The sequence below is a fragment of the Nocardiopsis kunsanensis DSM 44524 genome, from assembly GCF_000340965.1.
GTDB classification, from domain to species: Bacteria; Actinomycetota; Actinomycetes; order Streptosporangiales; family Streptosporangiaceae; genus Nocardiopsis; species Nocardiopsis kunsanensis.
Genome location: NZ_ANAY01000001.1, coordinates 219,177 through 237,939 on the forward strand (window position 1 = coordinate 219,177; position 18,763 = coordinate 237,939).

The window sequence follows — 18,763 nt, forward strand, 5'->3', positions numbered from 1 at the left end:
GCCGGCGCAGGATTGCGCAGGTGAGTCTATCGGTCCGGAACCGGGGACGGCGCCGGGGTGCACAGGTCTCAGCGCGCGTTGTAGTTGGGAGCCTCGACGGTCATCTTGATGTCGTGCGGATGGCTCTCTCGCAGACCCGCGCTGGTGATGCGCATGAGCTGGCCGCGCTCGGTCAGCTCGGGCACGGTGCGGGCGCCCGCGTACCACATGGACTGGTGCAGACCGCCGACGAGCTGGTGGGCGACGGCGGAGAGCTGGCCGCGGTAGGGCACCTGGCCCTCGATGCCCTCGGGGATGAGCTTGTCCTCGGCAGAGACCTCGGCCTGGGCGTAGCGGTCCTTGGAGAAGGAACGCCCGCGCATGGCCCCGAGCGAGCCCATACCGCGGTAGGCCTTGAACTGCTTGCCGTTGATGAAGATGAGCTCGCCGGGGCTCTCCTCGACACCGGCGAGGAGGCTGCCGAGCATCACGCTGCTCGCACCGGCAACGAGGGCCTTGGCGATCTCACCGGAGTACTGCAGGCCGCCGTCGGCGATGAGCGGCACTCCGGCGGGGCCGCAGGCCCGGGAGGACTCGAGGATCGCGGTGAGCTGGGGTGCGCCCACACCCGCGACCACACGGGTGGTGCAGATGGAACCGGGGCCCACCCCTACCTTGACGGCGTCGGCACCGGCGTCGACGAGGAGCTGGGCGCCTGCGCGCGTGGCGACGTTGCCGGCCACGACGTCGGCGCCGGAGTTGGCCTTGAGCTTGGCGATCATGTCCGCCAGGCCGCTGGAGTGGCCGTGGGCGGTGTCGACGACGACGAAGTCGGCACCGGCCTCCACGAGGAGCCTCGCGCGCTGCTCGGCCTCCTCGCCCACCCCGACGGCGCCACCGACGACGAGGCGGCCGTCGGTGTCCTTGGTGGCGTCGGGGAACTGCTCGCTCTTGATGAAGTCCTTGACGGTGATGAGCCCGCGCAGGCGATTGTCGGGGTCCACCAGGGGGAGCTTCTCGACCTTGTACTTGCGCAGGAGTTCGAAGGCCCGCTCGCGGGAGACACCGACCGGCGCGGTGACGAGGTCCTCGGTGGTCATGACGTCGCGGACCAGGCGGCCCCGGTCGTCCTCGAAGCGCATGTCGCGGTTGGTGACGATCCCGACGAGCTTGCCGGCGGCATCGGTGACCGGGACACCGGAGATGCGGTAATGGGCGCACAGCCCCTCCACGTCGGAGAGGGTGTCGTCGGGCTGGCAGGTGACCGGGTCGGTGACCATACCGGCCTCGGAACGCTTGACGAGGTCGATCTGACCGGCCTGCTCCTCGGCGGAGAGGTTGCGGTGGAGCACCCCGGCCCCGCCCTGGCGGGCCATGGCCACGGCCATGCGCGCTTCGGTGACGGTGTCCATGGCAGCCGACAGCAGCGGCATGCGGATCTGGATGTTTCGGGAGAGGGCAGTGGTGGTGTCGACGTCTCCGGGCTGAAGATCGGAATAGCCGGGTACGAGGAGCACGTCGTCGTAGGTCAGCCCCGGAGGAAGCAGTTTGTCCCCGTAGTCGCTGTACTCCTGGCCCATGACACAACCTCCGCTGTCCTGAACGTTCAAGGCGGCAGCCCCGCGTGTCGTCTCATCCTAGGTCGTTCGTCCACACGGCCCAGGTGAAACAGGATGTTCGACCGATCACTTCGCCGGGAGCCGGCAGTAACCGCTGCGCGGGACGGGACGGAAGGGACAGACTCGGCGGGAACGGGTGCGCCGGGGCGGTTCATGGGAGGAGGCGTTGCGCCACGGCCACCTTCCGAAGCCGAGCAATAGCCCTGTGCTGGGCAACCCGTACCGCTCCTGCCGACATTCCAAGGACATGTCCCGTCTCATCCGCTGTCAGACCGACGATCACCCGCATGACGAGCAGTCTGCGCTGCTGTTCGGGCAATTCGTCGAGTAGTTCTCGGGCCTTCTGGGCCTCGATGACCCGGACCGCCGCCTCCTCCGGACCGGGGCCCTCGTCCGCGCGCTCGGGGAGCGTGTCGGTGGGCACCGTCTCCGTCCGGCCCGCCACACGGAGGGTGTCGGCGACCTTGTGGGCCGCGATCCCGTAGACGAAGGAGGCGAAGGGGCGCCCCCTGTCCTCGTACCGGGGCAGGGCCGAGAGCAACGCGACACAGACCTCCTGCGCCACGTCGTCGGAGTAGTGGGCGAGTCCGGAGACCCGGGCCAGTCTGGCACGACAGTAGCGGACCACCATCGGGCGGACCTCCCGGAGGAGGGAGTCCATGGCCCCGTCCTCACCTTGCACAGCACGTGTTCCCAGGTGGTTCAGGCCCTGGTCGGGCGCCGAGGCCTCCCCGGCCACGTGCGCTCCTGGCCGCTGCGCGGCAACGCCTCTGGGGGCGCCTGCATCCGTCACGTCAGAAATGATGCCCCGCGTGCGGGACCTGACCGCTCCAACAGGACGCTACGGAATGGTCACATTTTGCAAAAATAACCCGAAACCGCCCAATTAGGCTCTGTCTATGGGGTGTTTCCCATGGTAATGGGCGGGGCGGGGCGCCCGGAAGCGCCCCGCCCCTGAACCACGGTCCTGTGCCCCTCGCGGCCCGGCCCCGGCCCGTGGAACCCGCCCCGGACCCTCGCCGCCCCGGAGGGCGGGTTCGGGAGCACCTGACGGGCGGACCGGAGCGGGGCCGAGGCCCAGCACGAGGACGATCAGTGGTTGTGGTCGTCCTCGTCCTCCTCGGGCTTGTCCACGACCAGCGCCTCGGTGGTCAGGAGCATGCCCGCGATGGACGCGGCGTTCTGCACGGCCGAACGGGTGACCTTGACCGGGTCCAGGATGCCCTGCGAGGTGAGGTCCTCGTAGTTGCCGGTCGAGGCGTTGTAGCCGTGGCCGACCTCCAGCTCGGAGATGCGGTGCGTGACGACGTACCCTTCAGCACCGGCGTTGTCGGCGATCCAGCGGGCCGGCTCCACCAAGGAGCGCCGCAGGATGTCGGCACCGGTCCGGGCGTCGTCCTCCAGGCCCAGGCCGTCCAGGGTCTTGGCCGCGTGCACCAGGGAGGCGCCGCCGCCGGCGACGATGCCCTCCTCGATGGCCGCACGGGTCGCCGAGATGGCGTCCTCGAGGCGGTGCTTCTTCTCCTTGAGCTCGACCTCGGTGGCCGCACCGACCCGCAGGACGGAGACGCCGCCGGCCAGCTTCGCCAGACGCTCCTGGAGCTTCTCGCGGTCCCAGTCGGAGTCGCTGTTCTCGATCTCGCTACGGATCTGGCGGACGCGGTCATCGACCTCGCTCTGCTCGCCGGCACCGTCGACGACGGTGGTGTCGTCCTTGGTGACGGTGATGCGGCGGGCGCTGCCGAGGGTCTCCATACCGGCGTTCTGCAGGGTCAGGCCGACCTCTTCGGCGATGACCTGGCCGCCGGTGAGAACGGCGATGTCCTGCAGCATGGCCTTGCGGCGCTCACCGAAGCCGGGCGCCTTGACGGCGGCGACGTCGAGCGTGCCGCGCATCTTGTTCAGCACCAGGGCACCGAGGGCGTCGCCCTCGATGTCCTCGGCGATGATCAGGAGCGGCTTCTTGCTCTGCAGGACCTGCTCCAGCAGCGGGAGGAGGTCGTTGAGGTTGCTGATCTTGCCCTGGTGGATGAGGATCAGCGCGTCGTCGAGCACCGCCTCCTGGCGGTCGTTGTCGGTGACGAAGTAGGGAGAGACGTATCCCTTGTCGAACTGGAGGCCCTCGGTGAAGTCGAGGTCGAGCCCGAAGGTGGGCGCCTCCTCGACCGTGATGACACCGTCCTTGCCGACCTTGTCGAAGGCCTCGGCGATGAGCTCACCGATCTGGGCGTCCTGGGCGGAGTTGGTCGCCACGTAGGCGATGTCCTCGCGCTCCTCGATCGGGACGGCGCGCTCGACCAGGGTCTTGGCGATGTGCTCTGCCGCGGCGTCGATGCCCTGCTTCAGGGACATCGGGGAGGCCCCGGCGGCCACGCTGCGCAGGCCCTCGCGGACCAGGGCCCGGGCCAGCACGGTGGCGGTGGTGGTGCCGTCGCCGGCGGCGTCGTTGGTCTTGGTGGCCACCTCCTTGACGAGCTGGGCCCCGAGGTCCTCGTAGGGGTCGTCCAGCTCGATCTCACGGGCGACGGTCACACCGTCGTTCGTGATGGTGGGTGCACCGAACTTCTTGTCGATGACGACGTTGCGGCCGCGCGGGCCGAGCGTCACCTTGACCGCGTCGGCGAGGCGGTCGACGCCCCGCTCGAGTGCACGGCGGGCGTCGTCCTCGAACTCCAGGATCTTGGGCATGTGGCTGACTCCTCGTCGGGCCGTTGGTGAGAAGAAAGAAAAGCATCCCGCCCCGCCCGGCAGAGGGCCGACCGGATGCGGGATGCGTGATCCGTGGTGCGGCTCGGGGCCGCGGGGACCTACTTCTCGACGACCGCGAGGAGGTCGCGGGCGGAGAGGACCAGGTACTCCTCGCCCTCGTACTTGACCTCCGTGCCGCCGAACTTGCTGTAGAGGACGACGTCACCGACCTTGACCTCGGGGGCGACGCGGGCGCCCTTGTCGTCGAGCTTCCCGGGGCCCACGGCCAGGACCTCGCCCTCCTGGGGCTTCTCCTTGGCGGTGTCCGGGATGACCAGACCGGAGGCAGTGGTCTGCTCGGCCTCCAGGGTCTTGACCACGACGCGGTCCTCGAGCGGCTTCAGCACGGTCTTGGTGGCGGTCGACACTGTCTGACCTCCCCCTTCACAGTTTCTGGTGTCTTGCACTACGGCCCACGCCTCTTGCGTGGACCTCTACGAGAAAAAGGGGCGACCGCGGCGGCCTGTCGTCGCGGGTGCCAGACCGGCCTCGTCGCGATTAGCACTCTACCCCCGAGAGTGCCAGAATGGAAATGAGACCGTGATCCCCGCCGGGGACCCGCATTCACCACCACAGATCACCGCGCACGGGGGGATCCATGCACGCGGCCGCGTTCGAGGCGCTGCTCACCGAAGCGGGGCGGGAACTCCTGGGAGGGATCGACCCGACGGAAGCCGCGAACGACCGATTGGCGGTGGCCTCACGCCTGCGCGCCGAGCCCGGCGTCGCGGCCCTGCGGCCGGACCTACCCGCCTCCGACCTGGTCAACGCACTCCTCACCCAGATCACTCTGCGTGAACGCGCACGGGCCAAATTCGGCGACCGCGCGGCCTCGATGTTCTTCACCCCGGACGGCGCCGAGCAGGCCACCCGCGCGAGCGTGGCCGCCTACCGGGCCGGACGCCTCGCGGAGGCCGGCGTGCAGCTCTCGGACGCGCGTCCGGCAGGGGACCTTTGCTGCGGGATCGGGGCCGATCTGATCGCCCTGGCCGAGCACGGGGTCCCGGTCGAGGGCACCGACACGGACCCGCTGACCGTGGCGGTGGCGCGCGCCAACATCGCGGCCCTGGGCCTGGAGGACACCGCGCGGGCACGGCAGGGTGATGCCACCGTCACGGCGCCGGGCCATTACCCGGTGCTGTTCTGCGACCCCGCGCGGCGGGGCGGGCGCGGCCGGGTCTTCGACCCCGATGCCTACTCCCCGCCGTGGGGCTCCGCGGTGGAGCTGGCCCGGGAATCACAGGCGGCCTGCCTGAAGGCGGCCCCGGGGATCCCGCACGAGGTGCTCCCGGAGGACTCCGCAGCCGAGTGGATCTCGGTGGACGGCGAGCTCAAGGAGGCCGCTCTCTGGTTCGGTGCGCTCGCGCAGAACCGGCAGCGGCGCGCGACGGTGCTGCACGAGCGTCCGGGCCTGCGCGAGCGCGAGGGAGAGGCCGCGCACCTGGAGGCCGACCCGGACGCGGGCCCGGCACCGGTGGCCCCGGCACGCCGGTACCTGTACGACCCCGACCCCGCGGTGGTGCGCTCGCACCTGGTGGCGGAGGCCGCCGCACGGGTGGACGGGGCCCTGCTGGACGAGCGGATCGCCTACTTCACCTCCGACCGGGCCGAGTTCTCACCGCTGTGGCGGGTGCTGGAGGTCGAGGCGGTCATGCCGTTCTCCCTCAAGAAGCTGCGGGCGGCGCTGCGCGAACGCGGGGTCGGGACGGTGACGGTCAAGAAGCGCGGGTCGGCGGTGGACACCGAGCGGCTGCGGCGCGACCTGCGCCCGTCCGGTCCGGAGGCGGCGACGGTGGTCCTGACGAGGGTGGGCGAACGCCCCTGGGCGCTGGTGTGCCGCGAGGTGGCCTGAGCGCGGGCTTCCCGGATCGTTATGCGGACGAGTCCGAAGTTCCCTCGTCCCCTGGGGCAAGCGGAGGCGGGTTGGTTAAGGTTGGGGAGCGAACCCTTCTCTTCTCATGGATTCCCCCGGAAGGCCCAGTGAGCGAACCGCGACGCGGATCGACCGGTTCAAGAACTCTGCCCGAGATTGACACCCTCAGTCACACTTCCATCACGTTGTGGCAGTGCCTGTGCGGGGCGGGGCCCTCCCCGGGGAGCATCGAGAGTCCCGACCGCCCGGACCACCGTCCACTCCCCCGGGTACGTACGGGAGCGCCGAAACCATAAGGAGCACCTCGGTGGAACAGACCAATCACAACTTCCTCAACGGTGGAGGTCAGACCGGGATCTCCGACCGGATGCGCGACCTCCTCTCCCAGGCCGCGCAGGAACACGTCTCCGAGCAGAAGTCCCAAGGGGCGGTCAGCGAGGAGATGCGTCAGCGGTTGGAGGGGATGGAGTGGCTGCTGCGCGAACTGCGCGAGCGTGAACTCAGCTCCCTCTCCGAGTCGATCGACGCGGTCAACGGCCGCATCGACGACTTCCTCGCCCGCCCTCCGGAGTGGGCCGAGACCCTTGCCGAGCACATAGAGATCGTCGGCCAGCGGGTCAAGCCCCTCGCCGACATGCCCTCCCTCCGGGCCGACACCCACCGCATCGCCGGTCACCTCGACACAGCGCTCACCCGTCTGCAGCGCATGGCCGAGACCGGCAACAGGACCGCCGAGCAGGTCGACACGCTCGGTGACCGCCTCACCGGGCTGAGCGAGACCGTCGAGACCCGCCTGACCTCCCTGGACGAGGCCGTGGCCGCGCTCTCCGAGCGCACCGAGGCCGTGGAGGCCACGCTCAACTCCCTGAGCGAGTCCTCCGGGGAGCGGCACGAGGCGCTCACCGAGGTCCTGGCCCAGAACAGGACCGAGATCACCGAGTCGTTGACCAGCGGCAAGGACGAGCTCGCCGAAGCCGTGAAGGAAGGCCGGGAGGCCCTGGCCACCGCGCTGACCGAGGCCCGTGAGAGCCTCTCGGCCACCGGCAAGGAGCTCGGCGAGGAGGTCACCGGCAAGCTCGACACCACCGCCGCGGAGCTGCGTACCTTCGTCGAGGAGCGCACCGCCGAGCAGCACTCCACCCTGCTGGAGCGCTTGCAGGAGAACACCGGTGAACTGGGTGAGCGCACCACGAAGCTCGCCGAGGAGCTGGAGTCCCTCTCCAGCGCCGCCAAGGAACGCCACGAGACCCTCCACTCGGAGCTGACCGAGCGTGCGGGCGCCGCGGAGCAGCGCCACGGCGAGCTCGCCGAACGTGTGGGCGAGCTCGGTACCCTCGCCGAGGAGAACCACGCCGAGGCCACCGCCGCCGTCGCCGACCTGACCGGGTCGCTGGCCAAGGTCCGCCAGACCCACGAGTCCTCCCTCAACGACCTGCGCACGCACCTGCGCCAGCGCCTGTCCGAGGTCACCGAGCAGATGGAACTGGCCCGCACCGAAGCGCGGGAACAGGACGAGGCCACCGCCGAGCAGCTGCGCGAAACCCTCACCGAGCGCACCGACGCCCTCACCACCCGCGTCGCCGAGGACGCGAAGAAGGTCGCCGCCGACCTCGCCGAACTGCGCACCTTCGTCGAGGAGCGCACCGACCGCGCCGCGGGCGAGGACACCGAGCGCCACCAGTCGCTGACCGACGCCCTCACCGAGCAGGTCGAGACGCACCGCACCGCCCTGGACGAGCGCCTGGAGCGCCAGCGGGAGTCCCTCACCGGGAAGGTCGACTCGCACCTGTCGCAGATCACCGGCAAGGTCGACCACGAGCTCGGCCGGCTCACCGACCGTTTCGACACCTTCGAGGGGCACTTCGAGGGCAGCTTCGAGGCGGTCGAGGGCAAGTTGGACCGGGTCGACGGCCGCCTGGACGGGCTCAACGGGCGTGTCAACGGGGTCGAGGGCCAGTTCGAGGGGGTCAACGGCCACTTCGAGGGTGTCGACGGGCGCATGGAGGCCATCGACGACCGTCTCGAAGCGCTCAACCAGCGCCTCAACCAGCTCCCGCAGACCCTGGAGGTCAGTGAGCTGCACCGGCGCATCACCGAACTGGTGGAGCGTCCCGTGGTCGACAACACCGAGAAGCTCGACGAGATCGACTCCCACGTCACCTCCGCCGTGGAGCCCGTCCTGCACGAGCTCAAGCAGCGCCCGGACCGGCACGAGTTCGAGGAGACCGTCAGCGACGCGGTGGAGAACTCCCACGACGACATGAGCAAGCGCCTGGCCTCCCTGGAGGAGACCATGCTCGCGCTCGCCGAGGCGCTGCTGCGTCCTGGCAGTGACGGCAAGAAGAAGCGCCGTTTCGACGACGAGGACGACGACGACTAACGTCCCGTCATCATTCGCTGAGGGCCCGGTCGCAGCGCGGCCGGGCCCACGCTGTGCCCGACCCGGACCGACGCGCGTTCTACTATGACTATGTGTTGGCCGACCTTGGAGAGGCCGCCCGGATCCACCTGGAGGGCCTGATGTCCGTGGACACCTACAAGTGGCAGAGTGACTTCGCTCGCACCTACGCCGCCCAGGGACGCGAGGAAGGCCGGGAGGAAGCCCTCGTCAAGAGTGTGCTCTCGGTCGTCAACTTGACCCGGCCCTGAAGAAGCCGGGCTTGAAGGTAGCGCCCAGCTGGCTGCTGGGTGGGCCCCTCCGTCCAGCCACTCCCGCTATGGGGTGACAGGGGCGCGTGACTCACGCCCCGCGTTCCACACGCTCTGGCCGCGGGTGGCGAGGTTGTGGGAAGCGTTCCGGTCGGCGTGGGCAACGACCCCGCACCCCCGGCAGACAAAAAGCCCCTGGCCCACACGGTTGCGCTTGCCGACGTGGTCGCACTCGGCGCACGTCTGCGACGTGTAAGCAGGATCAACAAAGACCACGGGCACACCCGCCCGCCGGGCCTTGTAGGCGAGGAAGCCGGCGAGCTGGGCGAAGGCCCAGGAATGGAGCGCGACCCGTTGGGGCATCGGAAAGAGACCGCGGCCGCAGGCCGTCGTTTGAGGGTGGTGGCGGGCGACGGGCGGGACGGACCCGGGAGCGGAGGCCCTGGAGATCTTCCAGGACCAGTCCGCACCCGGTGCGTTCAGCCTCGGTCACGATCCTCTCGGAGATGGTGTGGTTGGTGCTCTTGGCGTGGCGCGCCTCTTTACGGGCGCGGGCCCTGAGCCGCCGCTCGGCGGACGTGGTGCGCTTCTTCTGGAGCTTGGCCCGCAGGGCGAGCTGGCGCCTGCGGTGGCGGTTGAGCTTGCGTCCCGCGGCCTGGTAGCCGGCGGAGGTCGTGGCGATGTGGGCGATGCCCAGCTCCACACCGATGAACCCCTCCGGCTCGTACTGCTCGGCCTCGGCCACCTCACACGTGGCCAGGGGGTAGAACACCCCGTCGCGCTCGACGAGGTCGGATTCGCCCTGCCGGTGTTCCTGGAGCATTTTGAGTGCCTCGGCCGAACAGGCGGAGCCGAGGTTCTTGACCCGGCCGGCCGTGGTCCAGATGGAGACGGTCTGCGCGTCCAGTTGCCAGGACAGGCACCGGCCGTCGTAGGGCTGGGCAGCCTCGGGCCGGAACACGACGGGCTCGGACTCCGCCTTGACCCGGCGCTTGGAGCCCGGCTTGCCGAGGTTCCCGGCCCGGATGTTGGCGTGCAGCGTGGTGTAGGCATCCCGTGTTTTCTTTATCACGTGCTGGGCCGCCTGCGCGCCGAGCCCTTCGGCCTTGAGGTCGGCGTAGGTGTGCTTGCGCAGCTCGTACTCACGCGGCACACCGCGCTCGAACGCGGCCTCCGAGACCCGGTTGGCGGCCCCGTTGACCGCGTGAAGGGTCTCCGACAGCGCCAACGCCTGGTCGGCGCCCGGGGTGAGCTTGACCTGCACCGTGATCTTCACACGCGTGAGCGTAGCGCCGCCCTCTGACACTTCGGGGGCCAAATCCGGAAATCCGACGTGGTCCTCACGTCGCCTGCGCCCGCAGGCCGGGCCAGGGGTTTGCCCTCCCGTATCCGCACGTACCTGTGGAGCGAGCACTTCTGGTCGCTGTCCTATTTCGCGGCCTCCTGCGGGGACGCGCCGCTCGCCGTGGTCGAGGAGTACATCGCGAGCTTTGAGAAGCGATTCCTCCCGGGCGTGAACGAGTCTGTTCAAGAAGGCGTGTTTCGGGCGCCAGACGTGGCCGGTGCCTCCGCGATGAGGGTAGCCAGGTGGCCGGTACGCGTGCCCGCGGCAGGGGCGCCGGACAGGCGGGCATCGATCCTTCTCAGGTTGATCGCGCACCCGGTCAACAGGTGGGACAGGTGGGTCCGGTCCAGCCCCTGATAGCGGCTGCGCCGGTTCCCGCACGTCGTGGTCGCCTGCCGCATGGTCCCCTCCACCCCCGCACGCATCCCGTACCGCCGTTTCCACTCCTGGGTGCTCTGCTCGGCCCGCAGCCGGGCCAGTTCCTCGTGCTGGGCCCGGCGGCGCATCGTCAACGAGCGTCCCCACTTGGGGTTGGTCGAGGTGGTGCGTCGGTGCGCTGGCGGCCACCGGTGGCGAGCAGCCCGATCTGGTCGGCCCGTTCCAACACGGCTTGGAGGAGCTGGTTCTCCAGCCCGTGTTCGAGCAGGCGGGAGCGGAAGTGGCTCAGGGTGGCGTGGGCGATGCCCGGGTCGTGTATTTCCAGTCCCAGAAGGTACTTCCAGTCCATGCGGGAGCGGACCGCCTCAGCGGTCTGGCGGTCGGTGAGTCCTTCGGCGTGCTGCAGGACCGAGATCAGCGCGAGCGATCCGGGAGAGACGGCGGGTCTGCCTCGGTAGGAGAACGCGGTGGTGAAGCGCTCGTCGGTGAAGACCGGCCCCAGGGCATCGCGCAGCCGGATCGCGGGGCTGGAGTCGGGGAAGGCCGCGGCCACCACTTGGGCGGTCATCTCCGGCACACCGGTGTCCTTACCTGGTTCCAGTGACATCGCACCGCTTCCAGGGGAGAGGGGATCCGATACCGGGAAGGATGGCACAGCGGCAGGACCGACACGACCGGTTCGCGCTTTTTGAACAGAGTCGTGAACGCCCGGGGTTCCTCACTAGACTCCGCTGAAGACCTCTTCACCTAGTCGGTGCGGCTCAACCGCCGCGTGGGCCCGGCCGCAGTCTCGTGACCCGGCGGCCGGGCCCTCGTCGTACCTGTGCTCCGGGAAGGTATCCCTGCCGAGGTGAACGGGTAGGGGTCGGACGAGCAGCCCCCAGCGAAGCCCCCCGACCTTCGAGGTAGTGAGGCACGCACATGGCACAGACAGTCGCTCACAAGCTCATCGGCGACCACCTGGCTTGGGGAGAGATGGTTCCGGGGTCGGAGATCGGCCTGACCATCGAGCAGACCCTGACCCAGGACGCCACCGGGACCCTGGTCATGCAGGAACTCGAGGCCCTGGGACTGGACCGCGCCGCCACGCAGCGGAGCGTCCAGTACGTGGACCACAACCTGTTGCAGACCGACGAGAAGAACGCCGAGGACCACGCCTTCCTCCAATCGGCCTGCCTCCGCTACGGGTTGTGGTACTCCAAGGCGGGCAACGGTGTCTCCCACCCGACCCACATGCAGCGGTTCGGGGTCCCGGGGACCACGATGGTGGGTTCGGACTCCCACACCCCTGCGGCCGGTTCCCTGGGCATGCTGGCGATCGGGGTCGGCGGCCTGGAGGTGGCACTGGCCATCGCGGGTCACCCGCTGCGCCTGCGGATGCCCCGGATCTGGGGTGTCCGGCTCGACGGCGAACTCCCCGACTGGAGTTCGGCCAAGGACGTGATCCTGGAGATGCTGCGCCGGCACGGCGTCTCCGGGGGCGTGAACCGGATCATCGAGTACTACGGTCCCGGGGTCGAGACGCTCAGCGCCATGGACCGCCACGTCATCGCGAACATGGGAGCCGAGCTCGGCGCGACGACCACCGTTTTCCCCGCGGACGAGAAGGTGCGCTCCTTCCTCCGCGGGGAGGGGCGCGAGGACGATTTCCGTGAGCTGTCCGCCGACCCCGGCGCGGTCTACGACGACCACGAGCAGATCGACCTGTCCGGGATCGAACCGCTGATCGCGGCGCCTTCCTCACCCGGCAACGTCGTGCCCGTGCGGGAGGTGGCCGGCCGGGAGGTCAGCCAGGTCGTCATCGGCTCGTCCGCCAACCCGGGGTACCGCGACTTCGCCGTGGCGGCGGAGATGGTGCAGGGACGGCAGACCGACAGCGGTGTCAGCTTCGACGTGAACCCTTCGTCCCGGCAGATCCTCGCCGACCTGACCAAGGCGGGCGCCGTCCTCGACCTGGTCAACGCCGGGGCCCGTATCCACCAGGCCGGCTGCCTGGGCTGTATCGGTATCGGCCAGGCACCCGCGGTGGGCAGGAACTCGCTCCGGACCTTCCCCCGCAACTTCCCCGGCCGTTCCGGGACCAAGGAGGACTCGGTCTGGTTGTGTTCCCCCGAGACCGCGGCCGCGTCGGCGCTCACCGGGGTCATCACCGACCCGCGCGACCTGGCCGCTGACCTGGGGATGGACTACCCCCGCATCGAGCAACCCGTGCGGGCCAGCATCAACACCTCGATGCTCACGCCCCCGCTCCCGGTGGAGGAGGCCCGGCAGGAGGAACTGGTGAAGGGACCCAACATCTCGGCCCTCCCGGAGCTGACCGAACTGCCGGACCGGATCGAGGCACCGGTCCTGCTCAAGGTCGGCGACGACGTGTCCACCGACGAGATCTCACCGGCCGGTGCACGTGCCCTGCCGTTCCGTTCCAACATCCCGAAGCTCGCCGAGTTCACGTTCACCCAGATCGATCCGGAGTACCCGAGCAGAGCGGCGGAGGTGGTGGACACCACCGGCCACATCATCGTGGGCGGTCAGAACTACGGCCAGGGTTCCTCACGCGAGCACGCCGCCATCACCCCGCGCTATCTGGGCCTGCACGCGGTCATCGCCAAGTCCTACGCACGGATCCACTGGCAGAACCTGGCCAACTTCGGGGTCCTGGCCCTGGAGTTCGCCGATCCGGCCGACTACGACCGTCTGGAGGGCGGTACCGTCCTGGTCCTGGACGGGGTACGCGACGCTCTGGCTTCCGGGGGCACGCTGACCGCGTTCGAGCGCGGCACGGACCGCAACTACGAGCTCCGCCACAACCTCTCCTCCCACCAGGTGGACGCCGTGCTCGCCGGCGGTGAGATCCCCCTGATGAGAGGAGGGTCGAACTGACCCCGGTCGGGGACCGGGGTCAGGGGGTGAGGACGACCTTGCCGAAGAGGTCGCCCTCCGCCATGGCCCGGAAGCCTTCCCCTGCGCGGTCCAGGGGCAGCACCCGGTCGATGCCGGGGCGCAGGCCGGTCGCGGCGAGCATGCGGGTGAGCGCTTCCAGTTCCGGTTTGGTGCCCATGGTCGAGCCGATCACCCGCAACTGAAGGAAGAAGACCCGGGTCAGCTCGGCGGAGGGCGCATCCCCGCTGGTCGCGCCGCAGGTGATGATCGCGCCGCCGGGTTTGACCGCCCGCAGTGAGTGTTTCCAGGTGGCCTGGCCGACGGAGTCGAAGACCGCGTCCACCCGTTCGGGCAGCCGCTCACCGGACGCCAGTACGGCGTGCGCGCCCAGGGACAGGGCCCGCTCCCGTTTGGCCTCGCTGCGGCTGGTGACGTAGACGCGGTGCCCCACGTGTGAGGCCAGGGTGACGAGGGCGGCGGACACACCGCCGCCCGCGCCCTGCACCAGAACGGGCGAACCGGGGTTCAGGTCGGCCTTGCCGAACAGCATGCTGTAGGCCGTCAACCAGGCGGTGGGCAGGCAGGAGGCCTCCTCGAAGGAGAGCTCCGGGGGTTTGGGCACCAGGTTCTGCCGGGGCACGAGCACCTTCTCCGCGAAGGTGCCGTCGTAGACCTCCGAGAGCAGGGAGGGCCGCACACCGGGTGCGGCGCCCCCGGCCGTGGGGTCGCCCACCAGGCCGTGCACGATGACCTCGTTGCCGTCCTCGTCCACCCCGGCCGCGTCGCACCCCAGGATCATGGGGAGCTGCTCCTCCTTGATGCCCACACCCCGCAGGCTCCACAGGTCGTGGTGGTTGAGGGAGGCCGCCCGGACACGGACGGTCGTCCACCCCTCGCGCGGCTCGGGGCCGGGGCGTTCCCCGGCCTCGAGAGCGGAGACCGGGTCATCGGCGTCGAAACGTGCTGCTGTGATCGCGAACATACCCGGCACCCCATCACACGGCCGCTCCGGTCACCAGACCCGAGCCCGTCCGCCGGTTCCCGGGACCACCGCCGGGCCGGAGTGCGAGCGTGCTCACCGTTAATTCTTCTTCTGGTTCACCGCGACGAAGACGGCCACGAAGACGCAGAGCGCGATCGCGATGACGAGTGCGGTACTCATCGACGGGGGACTCCTTCCTCTCGACGTCGGTCAGGACGACACCCGCGCACGCATTGGTCCGGGGCGCACCGACGGTGCCGGACCACCGGTGCCCTCAGACGGCCAGGGGCATGGAGACCGGCAGCGAGGTGTCGGTTCCCAGGTCCAGGGGCGAGGGCGGAAGACCCGCGGCCACGACCTCAGACCCCAACGCGGCGATCATCGCCCCGTTGTCGGTGCACAGGCGCGGGCGCGGCACCCGGAGTTCGATACCGGCCTCCGCGCAGCGCTGCTCGGCCAGGGCGCGCAGCGCGGAGTTGGCCGCGACGCCGCCGCTGATGACCAGGGTGCGCACGCCGTTCTCGACGCAGGCGTCCACGGCCTTGCGGGTGAGCACGTCCACGACCGAGTCCTGGAAGGCGGCGGCGATGTCGGCGAGTACGAGGGGGCTGCCCGAACGGTCGGCCTCCTCGACGTGGCGGGCCACCGCGGTCTTGAGCCCGGAGAAGGAGAAGTCGTAGGTGCCGTCGCCCCACTTGCCGCGCGGGAACCGCAGCGCCGATGCGCTGCCGCTCCGGGCGGCCCGGTCGATGTGGGGCCCGCCCGGGTAGGGCAGCTCCAGCAGTCGGGCGACCTTGTCGTAGGCCTCCCCGGCGGCGTCGTCGACGGTGTCGCCGAGGGAGACCACGTCGGTGGCCAGGTCGTTGACCAGCAGCAGCGAGGTGTGCCCGCCCGAGACCAGCAGTGCGATCGCGGGTTTGGGCAGCGGTCCGTGCTCGAGCTGGTCGACGGCGACGTGGCCGACGAGGTGGTTGACGCCGTAGAGGGGTTTGCCGAGCGCCATGGCGTAGGCCTTGGCGGCCGAGACACCCACCAGCAGTGCACCGGCGAGCCCGGGGCCAGCGGTGACGGCGACGGCGTCGATGTCGTCCTTCTCCACCCCTGCGGAGTCGAGGGTGCGTCGGACGGTGGGGATCATGGCTTCCAGGTGGGCGCGGCTGGCGACCTCGGGCACGACCCCGCCGAAGCGGGCGTGCTGGTCGACGCTGGAGGCGACTTCGTCACCCAGTAGTTCACAGCCGCGCACCAGACCGACGCCGGTCTCGTCGCACGAGGTCTCGATCCCGAGGATCAGCGGGTGTTCGCTCATCGGTCCTCCTTGTGGCCGGAACCGCCGGCCTCGTCGACGCGGCACATGGTGATGGCGTCGGTGCCGTTGTAGTAGCCGTCCCGCATCCCGATCCGGGTGAACCCGAAGTCGGTGTAGAGCTTCTGGGCGCGCGGGTTGTCCTCGCGCACGTCCAGGAACACGTGGGTGACGCCGCGGCGTCGGGCCTCCTCGAGCAGGGCGGTGAGCAGGGCGCGTCCCACGCCGCGCCCCCACAGGCTCTCGTCGACCGCCATGGTCCGCACGTCGCCCTCGGGCGCGTCCGCGCGCAGTCCCGCGTAGCCGGCGATCCCGTTGTCGGACTCGGCGACGAGGTAGTGGCGGCCGGGTGCGGCGAGTTCGCTGAGCAGGGTGTACTGGCTCCAGGCGTCCTCGGGGAACAGCGCGGTCTCCAGCGCCATCACGGGTCCGACGTCGGCGAGGTTCATCGGGCGCAGGCGCACGGGCGTCATTTCACCCACTGGCGCACCTTCTTCGGGGCTCCGGGTGCCACGGCGTCGGGACGGCGCAGGTACAGCGGGCGGGGCTCCGGCAGACCCTGGCCGCTGTGCAGCTTGCCCAGTGCGAGCTCTGCCATGGCGGCGGCGTCGGGCAGGAGTGGTTCGGGAGCGGCCGCGGCCTCGCCGAACACGTCGGCGTACATACGGGCGCCGTCGCCGACCAGGGGGAGTCCGCCTGTGTCGAGTTCCGCGGGCCTGACGACCTCGACCTCACCGGAACGGGTGCGGTGGTCGTCGTAGCGGGCCCAGAAGACCTCCTTGCGGCGGGCGTCGGTCATGGCCACGAAGGGGGCCTCGCGTCCGGTGGCGAAGGCCAGGGTGTCCAGGGTGGTGACGCCGTGGCAGGGGATGCCGAGCCCGTCGGAGAGAGCGTGTGCGGTGGCGAGCCCGACCCGGAGGCCGGTGTAGGGGCCGGGGCCGATTCCGACAGCGATCGCGTCCATGTCGGCCAGGGTGAGGCCTGCCTCGCGGGTGAGGTCGCGGAGTGTGGGCGCGAGGAGTTCACCGTGGCGGCGCGCGTCGACCGAGGAGGCGCAGGCGCGCAGCGCGAAGGAACCGTCCGGGGCGCTCTCGCCGATCGCGGCGGTGACCGCCGGTGTGGCGGTGTCGAAGGCCAGGAGCAGCACGGGTGACCTGCCTATCCGTTCCCGGGGTCGCCGGGCAGTTCGGCACCGGTCCAGCGTGCGCCGACGGGGCGCAGGCGGACGGTGCGTGTGTCGTCGGGGTGGCGTTCGATGTCGATCTCCAGCCGTTCCTCCGACAGTCCTTCGGCCACGTCCTCGCCCCATTCCACGACGGTGACGGAGTCGGCGAGGGTCATGTCGAGGTCGATGTCGTCGATCTCGTCGGCGCCGGAGAGGCGGTAGGCGTCCACGTGCACCAGAGCGGGACCGCCGACGAGGGAGGGGTGGATGCGGGAGATCACGAACGTGGGTGAGGTGACCGATCCGCGCGCACCCAGGCCTTCGCCGAGGCCCTGGGTGAAGGTGGTCTTCCCGGCGCCGAGGGGGCCGGAGAGGATGAGCAGGTCGCCCGGTCGGGTCAGGGCGGCCAGGTCTCGGCCCAGTGCGCGCATGGCGTCGTCGGTGGCGGCGCCGACCGTGCGCACGTGGGCCCGGGGTGCGGTGGGTGTCGCTCGTGTCATGGGCTCACTGCTCGTGTCGGGTGTGTTCGGGAGGGGCGGCGGCCCGGTGCCGGTCGCGGGGCCTGCACGGACAAGGTTATGGCCCCCGACCCACCTGCGCGGCCGGTTCACCGGGGTCAGGGCCGTCCGAGGGAGGTGTACTCGCGCGGGACCCGGGTGCTGATCCTGGTGACGATCTCGTAGGGGATCGTGTCGAGGACGCGGGCCCAGTCCAGGGCCGTGGGGACTCCGGGCTGACGGGAGGGGTCGCCGAAGAGGACCGCGTACTCGCCCGCCGAGACGTCGTCGTCCCCGACATCGACAACGAACTGGTCCATGCAGACTGTTCCCGCGACGGTACGGGGCCGGCCGCCCAGCAGGAGGGGGCCCCGGTTGGTGGCGGCGCGCGGGACACCGTCGGCGTACCCGAGGGGCACCAGGGCCAGGGAGGTCTCGCGGTCGGTGACGTAGTGGTGGCCGTAGGAGACGCCGCTGCCGGCGGGGGCCCGCTTGGTGAGGGCGATGCGGGACTCCAGGGTCATCGCGGGCCGCAATTCGGGCACGTCATAATCAGGAATCGGGCACAGACCGTAACTGGCGATCCCGGCACGCACCAGATCGAATCGTGCTTCGGGCAGAGTGAGCAGCGCCGCGGAGTTGGCGATGTGGCGCACCTCGGGCTCCAGACCGGCCTTGTCGACGGCGGCCAGGGCGGTGTGGAAGGCCGAGAGCTGCATGGCGATCGAGGGGTGCCCGGGTTCGTCGGCACACGCGAAGTGCGACCAGATGCCGCTGACCTTCACGAGTCCGTCGGCCTCGGCACGGGCCGCGGCGGCCACGACATGCTCCCAGTCGTCCGGGGAGATCCCGCCGCGGTTGAGCCCGGTGTCGGCCTTGAGCTGGACCCGGGCGGCCCGGCCCAGGCGGCGCGCCTGGGCCACGATCGTGTCCAGGACCGCCATGTCGCTCACGCCCAGGTCGATTTCGGCCTCGATGGCCTCGCCGACCGGTTCGCCCGGCGGGATGATCCAGGAGAGCACGGGCGCACTGATCCCGGCGCGGCGCAGTTCCAGGCCTTCCTTGATCAGGGCCGTGCCCAGCCAGGTCGCGCCACCCGCCAGCAGCGCGTGGGCGGCCGGCACCATCCCGTGCCCGTAGCCGTCGGCCTTGACCACGCCCATGAGCGGGGTACCGCCCGCACGTTCCTTGAGGAAGCGGGCGTTGTCGGAGAGCGCTCCGAGATCGACGCGGGCGCGCGCGAAGTGTGCTGCCATGCCCTCCAGTGTTCCACGTTCCGGTTACCGCTGAGGGCCCACGGGTAGGTGCCTTTCGACCGAATTTCACGCCCTGACGAGGGGAA

At 70.2% G+C, this 18,763-nt stretch carries 18 protein-coding genes and 1 pseudogene; 5 read left to right on the forward strand and 14 right to left on the reverse strand.

Annotated elements, in window-relative coordinates:
- Positions 1-68: 68 nt before the first annotated feature.
- The 4 genes from guaB to groES form a co-directional block, all read right to left on the reverse strand.
- Positions 69-1,559 carry an IMP dehydrogenase gene (guaB, locus tag D456_RS0101020; protein ID WP_017574287.1) on the reverse strand — a complete coding sequence of 497 codons (1,491 nt, stop codon included), beginning with the start codon at positions 1,557-1,559 and terminating at the stop codon, positions 69-71.
- Positions 1,560-1,749: 190 nt separating this feature from the next.
- Positions 1,750-2,304 (reverse strand): sigma-70 family RNA polymerase sigma factor, encoded by a 555-nt coding sequence (locus D456_RS0101025; RefSeq protein ID WP_026115461.1) that lies wholly within the window; start codon positions 2,302-2,304, stop codon positions 1,750-1,752.
- Positions 2,305-2,690: 386 nt separating this feature from the next.
- Complete coding sequence (gene groL / locus D456_RS0101030; protein WP_017574289.1) at positions 2,691-4,286, reverse strand: chaperonin GroEL; 1,596 nt, start codon at positions 4,284-4,286, stop codon at positions 2,691-2,693.
- A gap of 119 nt (positions 4,287-4,405) precedes the next feature.
- Positions 4,406-4,714: a co-chaperone GroES gene (groES, locus tag D456_RS0101035; protein ID WP_017574290.1), complete on the reverse strand. Its 309-nt coding sequence runs from the start codon at positions 4,712-4,714 to the stop codon at positions 4,406-4,408.
- Between the two features lie 230 nt (positions 4,715-4,944).
- On the opposite strand from groES, the gene D456_RS0101040 reads away from it, so the two are divergent.
- The 3 genes from D456_RS0101040 to D456_RS23425 all read left to right on the forward strand — a co-directional run bounded on the left by D456_RS0101040 (position 4,945) and on the right by D456_RS23425 (position 8,868).
- The gene (locus D456_RS0101040) at positions 4,945-6,198 is read left to right on the forward strand and encodes a class I SAM-dependent methyltransferase (protein WP_017574291.1); all 1,254 of its coding nucleotides are present in this window, start codon (positions 4,945-4,947) and stop codon (positions 6,196-6,198) included.
- A gap of 328 nt (positions 6,199-6,526) precedes the next feature.
- Positions 6,527-8,599: a hypothetical protein gene (locus tag D456_RS0101045; RefSeq protein ID WP_017574292.1), complete on the forward strand. Its 2,073-nt coding sequence runs from the start codon at positions 6,527-6,529 to the stop codon at positions 8,597-8,599.
- A 95-nt stretch (positions 8,600-8,694) separates the two neighbouring features.
- Positions 8,695-8,868: a hypothetical protein gene (locus D456_RS23425; RefSeq protein ID WP_169335991.1), complete on the forward strand. Its 174-nt coding sequence runs from the start codon at positions 8,695-8,697 to the stop codon at positions 8,866-8,868.
- 66 nt (positions 8,869-8,934) lie between these two features.
- Here the strand turns inward: D456_RS23425 and D456_RS27865 are convergent, their stop codons facing one another.
- Positions 8,935-9,231, reverse strand: a complete 297-nt coding sequence (locus tag D456_RS27865) for a transposase (protein WP_308433802.1) — start codon at positions 9,229-9,231, stop codon at positions 8,935-8,937.
- Entirely contained in the window at positions 9,131-10,144 is a 1,014-nt protein-coding gene (locus D456_RS23430) for a transposase (RefSeq protein ID WP_338036316.1), read from the reverse strand. The genes D456_RS27865 and D456_RS23430 overlap by 101 nt, the downstream gene beginning before the upstream one ends.
- 57 nt (positions 10,145-10,201) lie before the next feature.
- Here D456_RS23430 and D456_RS27330 point away from each other — a divergent pair.
- Positions 10,202-10,342 (forward strand): annotated as a pseudogene (locus tag D456_RS27330) (transposase); the annotation flags it as partial.
- A gap of 53 nt (positions 10,343-10,395) precedes the next feature.
- Here D456_RS27330 and D456_RS27335 read toward each other — a convergent pair.
- Positions 10,396-10,719, reverse strand: coding sequence for a transposase (locus tag D456_RS27335; RefSeq protein ID WP_040698417.1), 324 nt, complete (start codon positions 10,717-10,719; stop codon positions 10,396-10,398).
- Positions 10,720-10,721: 2 nt separating this feature from the next.
- Positions 10,722-11,198, reverse strand: a complete 477-nt coding sequence (locus D456_RS27970) for an IS1182 family transposase (RefSeq protein WP_017574295.1) — start codon at positions 11,196-11,198, stop codon at positions 10,722-10,724.
- A gap of 314 nt (positions 11,199-11,512) precedes the next feature.
- On the opposite strand from D456_RS27970, the gene D456_RS0101070 reads away from it, so the two are divergent.
- Positions 11,513-13,471 (forward strand): aconitate hydratase, encoded by a 1,959-nt coding sequence (locus D456_RS0101070; protein WP_017574296.1) that lies wholly within the window; start codon positions 11,513-11,515, stop codon positions 13,469-13,471.
- 19 nt (positions 13,472-13,490) lie between these two features.
- Here D456_RS0101070 and D456_RS0101075 read toward each other — a convergent pair whose 3' ends face one another.
- The 6 genes from D456_RS0101075 to alr form a co-directional block, all read right to left on the reverse strand.
- On the reverse strand, positions 13,491-14,453 hold the full coding sequence (locus D456_RS0101075; RefSeq protein WP_017574297.1) for a zinc-binding dehydrogenase: 963 nt from the start codon (positions 14,451-14,453) through the stop codon (positions 13,491-13,493).
- Positions 14,454-14,727: 274 nt separating this feature from the next.
- Entirely contained in the window at positions 14,728-15,762 is a 1,035-nt protein-coding gene (gene tsaD / locus D456_RS0101085) for a tRNA (adenosine(37)-N6)-threonylcarbamoyltransferase complex transferase subunit TsaD (RefSeq protein ID WP_017574298.1), read from the reverse strand.
- On the reverse strand, positions 15,759-16,232 hold the full coding sequence (gene rimI, locus D456_RS0101090; RefSeq protein ID WP_017574299.1) for a ribosomal protein S18-alanine N-acetyltransferase: 474 nt from the start codon (positions 16,230-16,232) through the stop codon (positions 15,759-15,761). Before rimI ends, tsaD begins: the two co-directional genes overlap by 4 nt.
- Positions 16,229-16,906, reverse strand: a complete 678-nt coding sequence (tsaB, locus tag D456_RS0101095) for a tRNA (adenosine(37)-N6)-threonylcarbamoyltransferase complex dimerization subunit type 1 TsaB (protein ID WP_017574300.1) — start codon at positions 16,904-16,906, stop codon at positions 16,229-16,231. The genes rimI and tsaB overlap by 4 nt, the downstream gene beginning before the upstream one ends.
- 11 nt (positions 16,907-16,917) lie before the next feature.
- Positions 16,918-17,424, reverse strand: coding sequence for a tRNA (adenosine(37)-N6)-threonylcarbamoyltransferase complex ATPase subunit type 1 TsaE (tsaE, locus tag D456_RS0101100; RefSeq protein WP_017574301.1), 507 nt, complete (start codon positions 17,422-17,424; stop codon positions 16,918-16,920).
- Between the two features lie 116 nt (positions 17,425-17,540).
- On the reverse strand, positions 17,541-18,677 hold the full coding sequence (alr, locus tag D456_RS0101105; RefSeq protein WP_017574302.1) for an alanine racemase: 1,137 nt from the start codon (positions 18,675-18,677) through the stop codon (positions 17,541-17,543).
- Between the last annotated feature and the right edge of the window lie 86 nt (positions 18,678-18,763).

Excerpts from the sequence above, each read along its gene's own strand:
- D456_RS0101070 (WP_017574296.1), top strand. The coding sequence starts at position 11,513 with ATGGCACAGACAGTCGCTCACAAGCTCATCGGCGACCACCTGGCTTGG.
- D456_RS27970 (WP_017574295.1), bottom strand. The coding sequence starts at position 11,198 with ATGTCACTGGAACCAGGTAAGGACACCGGTGTGCCGGAGATGACCGCC.
- D456_RS0101040 (WP_017574291.1), top strand. The coding sequence starts at position 4,945 with ATGCACGCGGCCGCGTTCGAGGCGCTGCTCACCGAAGCGGGGCGGGAA.
- D456_RS0101075 (WP_017574297.1), bottom strand. The coding sequence starts at position 14,453 with ATGTTCGCGATCACAGCAGCACGTTTCGACGCCGATGACCCGGTCTCC.
- D456_RS27865 (WP_308433802.1), bottom strand. The coding sequence starts at position 9,231 with ATGCCCCAACGGGTCGCGCTCCATTCCTGGGCCTTCGCCCAGCTCGCC.
- D456_RS27335 (WP_040698417.1), bottom strand. The coding sequence starts at position 10,719 with ATGCGCCGCCGGGCCCAGCACGAGGAACTGGCCCGGCTGCGGGCCGAG.
- tsaD (WP_017574298.1), bottom strand. The coding sequence starts at position 15,762 with ATGAGCGAACACCCGCTGATCCTCGGGATCGAGACCTCGTGCGACGAG.
- tsaE (WP_017574301.1), bottom strand. The coding sequence starts at position 17,424 with ATGACACGAGCGACACCCACCGCACCCCGGGCCCACGTGCGCACGGTC.
- rimI (WP_017574299.1), bottom strand. The coding sequence starts at position 16,232 with ATGACGCCCGTGCGCCTGCGCCCGATGAACCTCGCCGACGTCGGACCC.
- groL (WP_017574289.1), bottom strand. The coding sequence starts at position 4,286 with ATGCCCAAGATCCTGGAGTTCGAGGACGACGCCCGCCGTGCACTCGAG.
- guaB (WP_017574287.1), bottom strand. The coding sequence starts at position 1,559 with ATGGGCCAGGAGTACAGCGACTACGGGGACAAACTGCTTCCTCCGGGG.
- alr (WP_017574302.1), bottom strand. The coding sequence starts at position 18,677 with ATGGCAGCACACTTCGCGCGCGCCCGCGTCGATCTCGGAGCGCTCTCC.